This window comes from Terriglobus albidus (assembly GCF_025685425.1).
Lineage (GTDB): Bacteria > Acidobacteriota > Terriglobia > Terriglobales > Acidobacteriaceae > Terriglobus > Terriglobus albidus.
In genome coordinates this window covers 510748-523193 of record NZ_JAGTAS010000057.1, presented here as the reverse complement: position 1 = coordinate 523193, position 12446 = coordinate 510748, and the positions used below count along the sequence as shown (strand labels likewise).

Sequence of the window (12446 nt, the reverse complement as noted above, 5' to 3'; positions counted from 1 at the left end):
CATGAACGGATATCAGCAGCAGTCTCTCGCCGGAGCTACCGGCATCGATCTCGTCGTGGCACTGTACGATGGTGTGCTTCGCTACCTTTATCGCGCCGTCCAGTCTGTGGAAGAGGACGATGTCTATGGCCGCCGTATGGCGGTGAAGCGGGTAACCGATATCCTCATTTATCTGCAGAGCACGCTGCGCACGGATGTGTGCACCAAGACGACAACGTCTCTCGCCGATTTCTATGCTGCTATGTTCCAGCTCACACTGGAAGCCTCCTACTACAACTCGAAGGAGACGTTCGAAGAGGTCATCCACTGCGTGCGTGATGTGCGTGATGCATGGGCGATCGCAGCACGCGATCCTGAGGCTCAGGCGGTGCTTCCGCGCGATCTGCGTACGCGCGAGGGCCAGATGGTTCCGGCGGTAGTAGCTCAGGCTCACATGGCCGAGGGCGGTGCACAGGCCGGCGCCCGGTGGAGCGCCTGAGTCCAAGCGATTCCAAGTTTTTGGATGAAAGAAGAACGCATCGAGCAGAGCTCGATGCGTTCTTCTTTGTGGGTAGCGCTCAACGCCAGACTTTTACGCGGTTACAGCGATCTCTTCTTCGAGCTGCTGCTTCTCAAACAGGCTGGTGTAATATCCGCCTTTCACCAGTAGCTCTTCGTGGGTGCCGAGTTCGGCGATACGTCCATCGATGAGAACCGCAATCTGGTCGGCGTTTGCCGCAGTTGAAACTCGATGCGAAATGAAGATGGTGGTACGGCCTTGCATCTCCTGCTTCAGGCCGCTGAGGATGCGCTCTTCAGTGTAAGTATCGACGGATGCAAGCGCATCGTCCAGAATCAGGATCCGTGGTTCCCGAATCAGAGCACGTGCAATCGCCGTGCGCTGTTTCTGGCCGCCCGAAAGTGTGATGCCGCGCTCACCTACGACGGTGTCGAATCCATTGGGAAACTCCTGGATCTCTTTTGCAATGTGGGCTGTGGTCGCGGCATGCACGATCTGTTCGTCGGTAGCATCCTGGACACCGAAGGCAATGTTTTCACGGATGCTCTCTGAGAAGAGAAAGGTCTCCTGGGGAACAAAGCCGATATTGGAGCGCAAGACGTCTAGAGGATAGTGGCGGATGGGAACGCCGTCGATCAGCACCTGGTCTCCCTTCGCATCCAGAAGACGGGGAATCAGATGCACCAGGGTGGATTTGCCAGAGCCGGTAGGACCGACGATCGCGAGTGAAGAGCCTGCGGGTATCGTGAGGGTGATATCGTGCAGCACTGCGGCATTCGAGCCGTAAGCAAAGTTGAGATTCCGGAACTCAATATCGCCGCGTAGCTTCAGATCGGCTGCGATCGCTGAATCCACAGCGGAGTCGTCGATGGCTGGAACCCACTTCAGCAGCTCGTCGATGCGCACAACTGAGGCGGTTCCGCGCTGGAAAAGGTTGACAACCCAGCCCAAAGCGATCATCGGCCACGTGAGCTGGACGATGATGATGGCGAAGGCTGTGAAGTTTCCGGCGGAGACGTGTCCTTTTACTACCTCATGGCCGCCTACAAGCAGTGTGATGACCATGGCGAAGCCGAGAACAAACTCGAGCGTGGGCCACAGCATGGCCATGAGGCGGACCAGGAGCAGGCTGCGGCGGATGTACTCCTGATTGGCGGTCTCCCATGAGGCAATCTCTGCTTCCTCCTGCGCAAAGGCGCGGATAAAGCGGGCGCCAGAGAAGTTCTCCTGGGCCTTGGCGGAGATCTCAGAGAACATTGCTTGAATGCGCTCAAATCTGGTGTGGATCCGGCTGCCGAAGTACTGCACCACAACCGACGCGATGGGCAGAGGAACGAAGGCGCACAAAGTGATCCACGGGCTGATCTTCAACATGTAGGGAAGCGCGGCCGCGGTAAAGACCAGCGTATTGGCGCTGTACATGATGGCGGGGCCCAGAAGCTGGCGGACGGCGTTGAGATCATTGGTCGTTCGCGCCATGATGTCGCCGGTGCGGTGCTGGTGATAGAAACTCGGCGGCTGTCGCAGCAGGTTTTCAAAGAGATCGTTGCGCAGGTCGAACTCGATCTCGCGGCTGGCGCCGATGACGATCTGCCGCATCAGGTAAAGAAAGACGGCACTTAATGCCGCGACGCCAAAAAGCAACAGTCCATGATGGAAGATCTTCTCCCGGGTAACTCCCAGGCGCATGTCGTCCACGGCCGAGCCGATAATCTTCGGCAGCGTAATTTTGCTGGCGTTATAGAGAACGGTCACCACCGCACCCGTCGCCAGTTGCCGGCGATAGCGCTTCAGGTAGGGAAACAGTGGTGACAGACGTTCAAACATCAGCTTTGGGCGGTCTCCTGCTTACTTTGGCTGCTCCGAAGTAGATGCGGGAGGCGGGGTAGAAGGTGCAGGTTGTGCGGGCTGTGCAGGCGGCTCCGGTGGCGTAGCGGATTGGGCGATCAGCTCGATGTCGAAGACCAGAGGGCTTTTGGGCGGAATCGGGCCACGACCGGCGGCTCCGTAGGCGAGCTGCCAGGGGACGAGGATGCGGCGTTTGCCGCCGACATGCATTCCCTCAAAGCCGGTGTCCCAGCCCATAATGACCCTCCGGGCGCCGTGGGGAAAGACAAAAGGCTGTCCACGGTCGACCGAGGAGTCGAATTTGGTGCCGTCCGGCAGCCAGCCGGTGTAGTGCACGGTGTAGAACCGCTCGTCTTCTGCCAGCGGACCATCGCCGATTTTGGTATCGATGTAGGTCAGTGCGTAAAGAGTCTTAGGTGTTCCCGTGACCTCCGGCGCTCCTTTTGGATTGAAGGCCGGGTCGGTGGCGGAGGCAGCGGCGGGAGCCTTCGCGGCTGTGCCTGCAGGCTTACGAGCGGCTGTCGCCGCCGGGCGGTGGGTTGCAGGAGAGGTCGCCGGCTTTGGCGTGGTAGCTCCGCTCTGTGCCAGAACGGCGGAAGTGGTGAGGGCGAGGCTGAAAACAGCAATTTTCACGATGGGGATAAGCTCCTTGGGCGCGTCCAGTTAACTGTATCGGATATGCCGGAGACCAGGGCGGTTTATCCGGTTCGAGCCTGGCGATCAAACTTCGAGCATTTTTACTGTAGGTGTAGAGTAGGGCTTCCGCATCTATGGGCGTTTTCCGCAATGAAAACGCCGCTACACTCCTCTCCCGGGATACCAAGCAACAGGGAAAATGCTCTAGGTCGGGGTGCGGAGCAGGAGATAGCCGCCGGCGAAGGCAAACAGGATATCCGGCGACCAGGCGGCCAGCATCGGAGGCAGCGTATTCACGTTGCCCATTGCCTCAAAAAGGCCGGCAACCACCCAGTAGGCGACAGCCAGGCCGATGGCAGCGGCAATGCCGGCAAGTGATCCCTTGCGGCCCATCGATAGTGCAAACGGAATCGCCAGTATCGCCATCACCAGAGTCACAAGTGGATAGGCGATCTTGTGGTTCAACTGCACCCTCAGCCGCATGGTGTCAAAGCCAGACTGTTTCAGGTCGTTGATGTATCGCGTCAGATCCGCGAAGGACATCTCCTGAGCGGTCGCGAATTCCTTCTTGAAGTTATTGGGCTGTTCATGGATCTCGGGGAAGAGGGAGACGGTGAAGGGCTGATAGCTGGCGACGGACTCTTTATCGAAGGTTCGCTGCCAGCCGTTCTCAAAGATCCATTGACGGGCGCTCTGGTCCCAGTGCGCGCTGGTAGCGAAGATGCGACGCTGCAGTGCGAAGGTTCCTGGCTGGAACTCGAAGACGGTCAGGTTCGCGAACGAGTTCATGTCCGGGTTGAAGAACTGGTAGTAGAAGATGCGGAGCGGCTCGTCACCGCCGGTGGTCTGACCGGTGATCCACTTGCGGTCCGGACGCAGAAAGGTTTGTGCAGGCCGTGCCTTGATGACCGAACGCAGGGCCTCCTGCCGTTTGTTCGCGGAGGGAAGGTAGAACTCGTCGAAGGTAAACAGGAGCGCCGCTAACACCGCTGCGAGCACGAGGACTGGCGCCGCAATGCGGTAGAGCGAGATGCCGGTAGCCTTCATCGCCGTGATCTCGCTGGTGCGATTCAATGCGCCGAAGGTGACCAGAACGGCGATCAGGGCGCACAGCGGGGCCAGGTTGTAGAGCATGTATGGGATCAGGTTCAGCAGGTAGTCGCCCACGGTAACAAGCGGCGTACGGTTGCGGATGATATCTCCCACCAGCTCAAAGAAGCTGAAGATCAGCGACAACGCTACGAACGACGAGAGCACCAGTGCAAAGTTGGTGACGAATTGTCGCATGACGTAGTCGTCCAGCAGCAAAGGAAAGCCCCAGATGGTCCTGCGCGCACTCCGGTCTGTGGAGACGGTCTCAGCCTGTTCGGATTCTGATTGCGTCTTACCCCGCTTGAGACGGGCGGCTATCCACTGTCCCATGCTGGCAAGCCGGCCCAGGGGAATCGTCTCCACCGAAAGTCTCCACAGCAGAAGAACGCCTGCGAACGCAAAGACGAGATTGGCTGCCCATATGCCTGCTACGACGGGCAGCTTGCCTTGTCGCGCGACCGCTTCTCCGATGGAAGAGAGCAGGTAGTAGATGAAGACGAGAAGGATGGTCAACACAAAACCCGTTGACTTACCGCCACGGCGTGATGACAGGCCGAGAGGCACACCCACCAGGATCAAAACAAAGCAGGCGAAGGGATAGGAGAAGCGCTTCTGCAGTTCGATGCGCCGCAGAATCCGGTCCGGCGCATCGGCGCGCATCAACTCCCGCAGCGGCATTGCCAGCAGGGGAGTATTGCGCCGGGTGATGTGCGTGTCGTCGGCCCCTCCAGCGCTGATCGGCAGGTCACTGTCGGTAAAGGTAGAGATGTTGTACTGGTTCGGATCGTTGGCAGCGATCTGGTGCTGACCGCCCGCATGCAGGCTCAGGCGGAGAGTCTGATTCCCGCCGTTGACCACGACCGCTTCATTCGCAGTGGTGATGAGGGGCGAGGCAGGATGCGCCAAGTCGGCAAGAAAGACGTGCTTCCACTGTGCCGCGCCAACGCCGGGCACTACATCTTGCACATAGAGGACGTAGTCCTTGAAGTCCTCATAGAAGACGCGAGGTTGTACTTCAAAGCTGACCTGCGACTGCTTCAACTCATTCTCGATCTGGATGAGTGCAGAGGCAGAGCGTGGCGCAAGGTAGAGAGAGTTGGCGAGTCCAAGCGCAAAGGCTCCGACCGCGACGATAGAGACGATGCGGGTGAAATCCAGCACGCCGACGCCGCTGGCTCGCATCGCCGTCACTTCGGAGTCGGCCGCGAGCCGCGAAAGGCCAAGCAGCACGCCGACCAGGACGGACATGGGCAGCGTGAGCGTGAGCGTATTGGGGATGGTGTAGAGGAAGATGCGGAAGACGTCGGTCAGCGGCGCCGAGCCGCGCACGACCAATTCAAGAATCTTCCCCAGGTCGCGCATGAAAAGCACAAAAGTGAAGAGTGCGCCGCCAAGAAGGGCGTGGGAGAGCAACTCACGCAGAATGTACCGGGTCAGGATGCGCACGCAGTTCAAATTATAGAGAGTCGCGATGGGCGTGGGCCTGGATACCCAATGCCTTTGAACCCCTATCTCTTTGCAACTATGGATGGACGAAGTTCCCGCCGTTGGTGATTGTGATGGCCCCATTCGCAAACTGGGGCGCAAGAAGGTTATTACCTAAGAGGCCAGGATTGGCTCCGGCGGTGATAGACCCTTGTCCCTGCCAGGTATTCGGCCCAATGGTGTTATTCGTGGAAGCAATCTTGGCCTGGCCATAGTAGTCCAGGGTTAATTTTGCCGACGGCAGAAATGTGTTGTCCCGCACCTGGATGGACGAGCCCCGCAGGTATAACGACGAGATGATATTTCCCGTGAAGATGCTTTCAGTGGTGTTATCGGGAATAAATTTTGAGACCACTGCCATGTCGATTTTGGCGGCAACATCGGGCGAGCCTGAAGGATTTTCGAAACTGTTCCCTTCAATGGTCACGCGGGTCGGTTTCACGTCGTGATAGGGATAGGAACGGAATGCGGGATTGGATATCCCGGTCGTAGCCGTCGCCTTCACGTGGTTGCCAGTGTACGTAATGTCACTGCAGCCGCCGTTGTCGAGGCCAACCAGGTCTTCTATCAGAAGGTTGTCGCGGACGATCCCATGGGAGCAGCGGTATTCTGGCGCTTCGCTGGTGGCCGCGATTGCCGCGTCTCCACGATTCACAATCTTGTTCGCGGTGATCCGGAAGTCGCTTACTCTGCCCGCTATATGAATTCCATCGCTTCCCGTGTACGTTAAAGTGCTTTTTATGGTGTTGGAAGAGATGTCGATATCTCTCAAGGACCCAGAACCGGCGACATAACGTACAAAAATCCCCCATGCCGAATCGACGATGATGTTCTTCCTGATATAGATCCCTGAATGCTCAGCTTTATCCGATGAGGTTCCTTCATACCGGATCGCGCTACAGGCGGCATTGTTTCCGCACTTGTTTGATAAGACATCGATCTCAAGGTTCTCGATGGAGACTTTATCGGCGGCTTCAATGAGAAATGTCGTCCGCGGTGTTTTGGCGGTCTGGGAGGGAATCACGATCTTGGCCGGACCGGAAAGTGTTACTCCGCTGAGAAGATTAACTGTGCCGGTGATCTCACAAGAATTTGAGGCTAATACGGTGATGGGAGAGCCCGTTTTTGTATATAAGCCGTGAGCCGCATCGATCGCAGCCTGGAATGCCTTCGTGTCATCTGTTCCGCCGGTTACATTCCAGTCACACACCGCTCCGTAGGTCTTTACATTGAGTACCGAAGAAGAGGCAGAGGGAGCCTCCGCGAGCAGAATCTGCAAAGGCGACGGCGCATACATCACAGAGCCGAGAAGAAGCAGAGAGATGAGCGCTTTGGACATCATGCGAAGCCTTTTGATGGTTGAGCCTTAAAATCGGGTTTCTGAAGCCGGGTTCTCGATAGCAAATTTTTACATGCAAACGCAGAGACCGCCCATGAGGGCGGTCTCTGCCAAAGAAAAATCTAGCCGATGCTAGCTGCCGGCTGGCCGCGGATCTTGCGGATCCCACTGCGCAATCAGAACCTTCTTGGCCAGACCGAGCTTTTCCATCACCCAGATGCCGTAGTAGTTGATATCGAACTCGTACCAGCGCAGGCCATGGCGGGCGCTTACCGGGTGAGCGTGATGATTGTTATGCCAGCCTTCGCCGCCGGTCAGCAGGGCAACCCACCAGTTGTTGCGGGAGTCGTCGCGAGTCGCGAAGCGGCGCGATCCCCAGAGGTGCGTTGCCGAGTTCACCAGCCAGGTGGAGTGCAGGCCAAGAACGGTACGGAGGAAGATGCCCCACAGCACCATCGACCAGCCCCCGATGGCATAGCAGATAGCAGCGGCGGTGGCGATCGAGAGCCAGTGGTACTTCGACATGAAGACCTGGAAGCGGTCTTTGGTCAGGTCAGGGGCATAACGAGCCAGCATCGCGGTGTGCGTGTGCAGGGTGCGGCCGGAGATGATCCAGCCCGCATGGGCCCACCATGTGCCGTCATGCGGCGTATGCGGGTCACCCTCGTGGTCGCTGAGCTGGTGATGGACACGGTGTGTGGCCACCCAGAAGATTGGTCCGCCTTCAAGAGCGAGTGTGCCGCAGATTGTCAGGCAGTACTCCAGCCACTTGGGAACCTTGTAGCCGCGGTGTGTCAGCAGGCGGTGATAGCACATGCCGATGCCTACGTTGATGGCGAGGAAGTACAGCACCACAAACGCAGCCAGGTTCTTCCACGAGAAACAGAAGAGCGCGGCAATCGCCCCCACATGGAATACACCCATGAAGATCGACGTAATCCAATTGATCTTTCCACCCTGGGCGGCTCGGCCCATCAAGACCTCGGTGTTGGGCCGCGTCTTCAACAGGGGAGGACTTACCAGGAAGGGCTGCGGTACGGTAGACGTGCTGTTAATCGTCTGTGCTTCCGCGGTGGGTGGGAGTACGGTATTAGCCAAAATCTGTTCCTTTGACGGCAAAAACGTTCTTTTAACACTATCAGTCTTGGAGCGGAACTGCTGTAATTCTGGTCATTTCTTTCCGGTTATGGGAACAAATAGGGAAACCCCTGATTCTATTGACTTACCCCGTGGGAAGGGGTAGCTTGCAATCTCTACAATCAGTTTGTTGGAACGGGGGGCACACGATTTTGGGCACCGCATTCACTCCACATGCCGGTATTACAGTTCGTTTTCCGGAGCTGAAGCCTGCATTGACTCCACAGGCAGCAATGGTGGAAGCCAACCGCTGCCTGAACTGCTTTGACGCGCCTTGTACCGCTGCCTGCCCCACACACATCGATGTTCCACGGTTCATTAAGAAGATCGCCTCCGGCAATGTCGCCGGCTCCGCCCGCAGCATTCTTGAAGCGAACGTGCTGGCGGGAAGTTGTGCCCGCGTGTGTCCGGTCGAGGTGCTCTGCGAAGGTTCTTGCGTTATGCATCACCGCGCTGAGAAGCCGATTATGATCGGCCGGCTGCAGCGCTACGCCATGGACAACTTCTATGAGCGCGGTCTGCAGATTCCCGTTCGCCAGCGTCCTGAGCTGCCACTGCGGGTCGCCTGCATCGGCGGTGGCCCCGCAAGTCTGGCTTGCGCCGCGGAGCTTCGCCAGGCCGGCGTACAGGTAACCGTCTTCGACAAGCGCGATCTCGCAGGAGGTCTGAACACCTATGGCGTTGCAGAGTACAAACTGCGCGTCAGCGAATCGCTGCGCGAAGTAGAAGCGATCCAGGCCACGGGCGTGGAGATCCTGCAGCGTGAGGTCGGATGCGAAGACCTTGCCGCTTTCGAACGGGAATTCGACGCAATATTTCTAGGTGTTGGGCTTGGAGAGATGCACCGGCTCCGTATCCCCGGTGGAGAGACCGGCGTGATGGATGCACTCGACCTGATCGCTGGATACAAGACCGGAGAGATTCTCTCCGTCGGCCGGACCGTGGCTGTTATCGGCTGTGGCAATACCGCGATTGACGCGGCCGTGGCCTCAAAACGGCTCGGTGCCGATGAGGTTCACATCGTCTACCGCCGCGGGCCCGAGGAGATGTCGGCGTTCGGCTTTGAATATGAACACGCCTTGCAGGAGGGTGTGAAGTTCCTGTGGTGGCGGCAGCCGATTGCGCTGGAGGCGGGTACGCTGATTTGTGCCGCGACCTCGATCAATGAGGCCGGAGATCTCGTCGTCGGCGACATGCGAACCGAGCTCGCGGCCGAAGTCGTGGTGCCGGCGATTGGTCAGTCTCCACTCGCGGAGTGGCTGTCTTCGGTGAAAGGAATCCAGTTCGCCAAAGGGCGTGTTGTGGTGGACCGCGCCACCGGAGCCACCAGTCATGCCAAGTACTTCGCCGGCGGTGACTGCGTAAACGGCGGACGCGAAGTGGTGGATGCGGTCGCCGATGGCAAGAGAGCCGCACGTGGGATCACGGCAGCTTTGGGAGTAATGGAGGTGGCTCATGGCTAGCCTGAAGACGACCTTTGCCGGTATCGAGTGTATCAACCCGTTCTGGTTGGCAAGTGCGCCGCCCACCAACTGCGGTGAACAGATCATGCGCGCCTTTGACGCCGGTTGGGGAGGCGCAGTCTGGAAGACGATCGGTGAGCCGATCACCAATGTCAGCTCGCGTTATAGCTCTGTCGATTGGGCGGGACAGCGGATGATGGGGCTGAACAATATTGAGCTCATCAGTGACCGGCCCATTGAGGTCAATCTGGCGGAGATTGCCGAGGTAAAGCGCCGGTATCCCAAACACGCGGTCATCGCTTCCCTCATGGTGGAGTCGCGCCGCGATGTCTGGCACGAGATGGTAAAGCGTGCGGAAGATGCCGGTTCCGACGGACTGGAACTAAACTTCGGCTGTCCCCATGGCATGAGCGAACGGGGCATGGGATCGGCCGTCGGGCAGGTTCCGGAATATGCGCAGATGATCACCGAATGGGTAAAGGAGGTCGCGTGTACGCCGGTGCTGGTGAAGCTGACTCCGAACATTACAGATATTCGTGTGGTGGCCCGCGCGGCGAAACTGGGAGGGGCTGATGCGCTGTCTGCGATTAACACCATCAACTCCATCACCGGAATTGATCTGGATACTTTCACGCCACGGCCGAACGTGGATGGTAAGAGCTCGCATGGAGGCTACTGCGGTCCGGCAGTTAAGCCCATTGCGCTGAATATGGTGCAGTCGGTAATGGCCGATCCGGCCTCTGCGCTGCCGATGAGCGCCATTGGCGGGATCGGCACCTGGCGCGATGCGGCAGAGTTCCTGCTGGTAGGGGCGGGCACGGTGCAGGTCTGCACCGCGGTGATGCACTACGGCTACCGCATCGTCGAAGACATGATCGACGGTCTGTCGCAGTGGATGGACGAGAAGGGTTTTGCCACGCTCGACGACTTCCGTGGCCTGAGCCTGCCGCGAGTGACCGAGTGGAAACACCTGAATCTCAACTACAAGATCGTTGCGCAGATCGATGAGTCACTGTGTATCGGGTGCGACCTCTGCCACATCGCCTGTTGGGACGGAGCTCACCAGTGCATTCACACGGACCGGGTAACCGGGCCGGTGGACGGGCACGTTGAAGTGCATCGCAAGCCCATGGAAGCCGTCCATGCCACGATGAACTCGATCGCGGTGACTCGTATTCCAAAGATGGATCCGCCGGCGGTCTCTCCGGGACTCTATAAGGCGCCGCTTGCCAGAATCCCGCGGGTGGACGAGACCGAGTGTGTCGGATGTAACCTGTGTTCGTTAGTTTGTCCGGTGGAAGATTGCATCACCATGAAGGAAGTCCCAGCGGGTCTTGCTCCAGAGACGTGGGAAGAGCGGACTGCGAAGCTGGGGATCGTTGAACAATGCTGAGACAGGGCCCAGAGGCAGGGAGCAAGGGCCCGAGGAAAACAAGTGATCATGCCGCAGCAGCAGGCCAACAGTCTGTACAACGAAGACTTGGCGCCAATCCCGTTTACTGAGCGATCCTGGGGCGTCTACAACTACGTTTCACTCTGGGTGGCGATGTCGGTCTGCATTCCCACCTACATGCTCGCCAGCGGTCTCATCGCCAACGGCATGAGCTGGAAACAGGCGCTGGGGACGATCTTTCTCGGGAATCTCATCGTCCTTGTTCCCATGATCCTGAATGCTCATGCTGGGGCCAAATATGGGATTCCGTTTCCGGTCTACGTCCGCGCCTCTTTTGGCGTGCGTGGAGCGAATATTCCGGCGGTGCTGCGGGCGCTGGTGGCGTGTGGATGGTTCGGTATCCAGTGCTGGATCGGCGGACAGGCGATCTACTCCATGCTGCGGGTTATCGCACCGGCCATCGCATCGGCGCCCTCTGCTGTCTGGATCTGCTTCTTTGCGTTCTGGGCCATCAACATGGCCGTGATCTGGCGGGGCATTGAAGTTATCCGCTGGCTGCAAGTTGTTTCCGCCCCCTTCATGCTCATCGTCGGTCTGCTGCTGCTCTTCTGGATGACAGGAAAAGCCGGTGGGCTTTCTGCAACCTTGGCGAATGCGGCGACCTTCCATGCAGGGGAAACCAAGGTCGATTTCTGGAAGATCTTCGTCCCATCTCTAACGGCGATCGTTGGCTTCTGGGCGACGGTGGCGCTTAACATCCCGGACTTCACCCGCTACGCCAAATCGCAGCGCGCCCAGATGGTTGGCCAGGCGATTGGCTTGCCTCCGGCGATGACGCTTTATTCCTTTATCGGGATTGCGGTGACCTCGGCTTCGTCGCTCGTCTTCGGTGTGGCTCTCTGGGACCCGGTCGTACTGCTTGGGCGCTTCAATCAGCCGGTCGTCGCCTGCATCGGGCTGGTAGCACTGCTGCTGGCGACGCTGAATACCAATGTTGCCGCGAATGTGGTCTCGCCTTCGAATGACTTCTCCAACCTTAACCCTCGTTGGATCAGCTTCCGCACCGGAGGCCTGATTACCGGGGTGCTGGGCATTCTGTGTATGCCGTGGAAGCTCGCCGCCGATCCGGCGCGGTATATCAATGGCTGGCTGGTGGGCTACTCCGGCCTGTTGGGGCCTATCGCCGGCATCATGATCGCGGACTACTTCGTGGTGCGTGGCCGGGAGCTCGATCCGGATGGTCTGTATCTCCGTGGTGGCCCCTATGAGTACTCTGACGGCTTCAATGTCCGCGCCATCATTGCTTTGATAATGGGCATTGTTGTCGCCCTTGTAGGCATCGTCGTTCCACCGCTTCGCTGGCTGTATGACTATGCCTGGTTTGTCGGATTCATTGTTTCGGGTCTGCTCTATTGCCTGCTGATGATGGGGGCAACGACGGCGAAGGGAAGTACGCCACTGCTCGTCGAGCACAGACTGCCTGGCGCCCATGTCCTGGAGGGCGAGGGCGCCTGAAAATAAAGGCTGCCGAATCTCATTTGACAGCGGAGTTGC

The 12446-nt window shown here is 58.4% G+C and carries 9 protein-coding genes; 4 read left to right on the top strand and 5 right to left on the bottom strand.

Annotation, left to right across the window (positions count from 1 at the left end; translation table 11 throughout):
• Position 1: 1 nt before the first annotated feature.
• Positions 2–478 (top strand): flagellar export chaperone FliS, encoded by a 477-nt coding sequence (fliS, locus tag OHL21_RS18565; protein ID WP_263418784.1) that lies wholly within the window; start codon positions 2–4, stop codon positions 476–478.
• Between the two features lie 93 nt (positions 479–571).
• On the opposite strand, the gene OHL21_RS18560 is transcribed toward fliS, so the two are convergent.
• The 5 genes from OHL21_RS18560 to OHL21_RS18540 all read right to left on the bottom strand — a co-directional run bounded on the left by OHL21_RS18560 (position 572) and on the right by OHL21_RS18540 (position 7874).
• Positions 572–2326 carry an ABC transporter ATP-binding protein gene (locus OHL21_RS18560; protein WP_263418783.1) on the bottom strand — a complete coding sequence of 585 codons (1755 nt, stop codon included), beginning with the start codon at positions 2324–2326 and terminating at the stop codon, positions 572–574.
• 21 nt (positions 2327–2347) lie between these two features.
• Complete coding sequence (locus tag OHL21_RS18555) at positions 2348–2980, bottom strand: FKBP-type peptidyl-prolyl cis-trans isomerase (protein ID WP_263418782.1); 633 nt, start codon at positions 2978–2980, stop codon at positions 2348–2350.
• 207 nt (positions 2981–3187) lie between these two features.
• Positions 3188–5521 carry an LPS export ABC transporter permease LptF gene (lptF, locus tag OHL21_RS18550; protein WP_263418781.1) on the bottom strand — a complete coding sequence of 778 codons (2334 nt, stop codon included), beginning with the start codon at positions 5519–5521 and terminating at the stop codon, positions 3188–3190.
• A gap of 76 nt (positions 5522–5597) precedes the next feature.
• The gene (locus tag OHL21_RS18545) at positions 5598–6902 is read right to left on the bottom strand and encodes a right-handed parallel beta-helix repeat-containing protein (protein ID WP_263418780.1); all 1305 of its coding nucleotides are present in this window, start codon (positions 6900–6902) and stop codon (positions 5598–5600) included.
• Between the two features lie 129 nt (positions 6903–7031).
• The gene (locus OHL21_RS18540; RefSeq protein WP_263418930.1) at positions 7032–7874 is read right to left on the bottom strand and encodes an acyl-CoA desaturase; all 843 of its coding nucleotides are present in this window, start codon (positions 7872–7874) and stop codon (positions 7032–7034) included.
• A gap of 314 nt (positions 7875–8188) precedes the next feature.
• On the opposite strand from OHL21_RS18540, the gene OHL21_RS18535 reads away from it, so the two are divergent.
• From OHL21_RS18535 to OHL21_RS18525, 3 genes are read left to right on the top strand one after another with little or no spacing between them, the layout of a single operon-like run.
• The gene (locus OHL21_RS18535; protein WP_263418779.1) at positions 8189–9499 is read left to right on the top strand and encodes an FAD-dependent oxidoreductase; all 1311 of its coding nucleotides are present in this window, start codon (positions 8189–8191) and stop codon (positions 9497–9499) included.
• The gene (preA, locus tag OHL21_RS18530) at positions 9492–10892 is read left to right on the top strand and encodes an NAD-dependent dihydropyrimidine dehydrogenase subunit PreA (RefSeq protein ID WP_263418778.1); all 1401 of its coding nucleotides are present in this window, start codon (positions 9492–9494) and stop codon (positions 10890–10892) included. The genes OHL21_RS18535 and preA overlap by 8 nt, the downstream gene beginning before the upstream one ends.
• Positions 10893–10940: 48 nt before the next feature.
• On the top strand, positions 10941–12407 hold the full coding sequence (locus tag OHL21_RS18525) for an NCS1 family nucleobase:cation symporter-1 (RefSeq protein ID WP_263418777.1): 1467 nt from the start codon (positions 10941–10943) through the stop codon (positions 12405–12407).
• The last annotated feature ends 39 nt before the right edge of the window (positions 12408–12446 follow it).

What these genes read in the sequence shown, in the direction of transcription:
- OHL21_RS18545 (WP_263418780.1), bottom strand. Translation starts at nt 6,902, where the DNA reads ATGATGTCCAAAGCGCTCATCTCTCTGCTTCTTCTCGGCTCTGTGATG.
- OHL21_RS18525 (WP_263418777.1), top strand. Translation starts at nt 10,941, where the DNA reads ATGCCGCAGCAGCAGGCCAACAGTCTGTACAACGAAGACTTGGCGCCA.
- fliS (WP_263418784.1), top strand. Translation starts at nt 2, where the DNA reads ATGAACGGATATCAGCAGCAGTCTCTCGCCGGAGCTACCGGCATCGAT.
- preA (WP_263418778.1), top strand. Translation starts at nt 9,492, where the DNA reads ATGGCTAGCCTGAAGACGACCTTTGCCGGTATCGAGTGTATCAACCCG.
- OHL21_RS18560 (WP_263418783.1), bottom strand. Translation starts at nt 2,326, where the DNA reads ATGTTTGAACGTCTGTCACCACTGTTTCCCTACCTGAAGCGCTATCGC.
- OHL21_RS18540 (WP_263418930.1), bottom strand. Translation starts at nt 7,874, where the DNA reads ATGGGCCGAGCCGCCCAGGGTGGAAAGATCAATTGGATTACGTCGATC.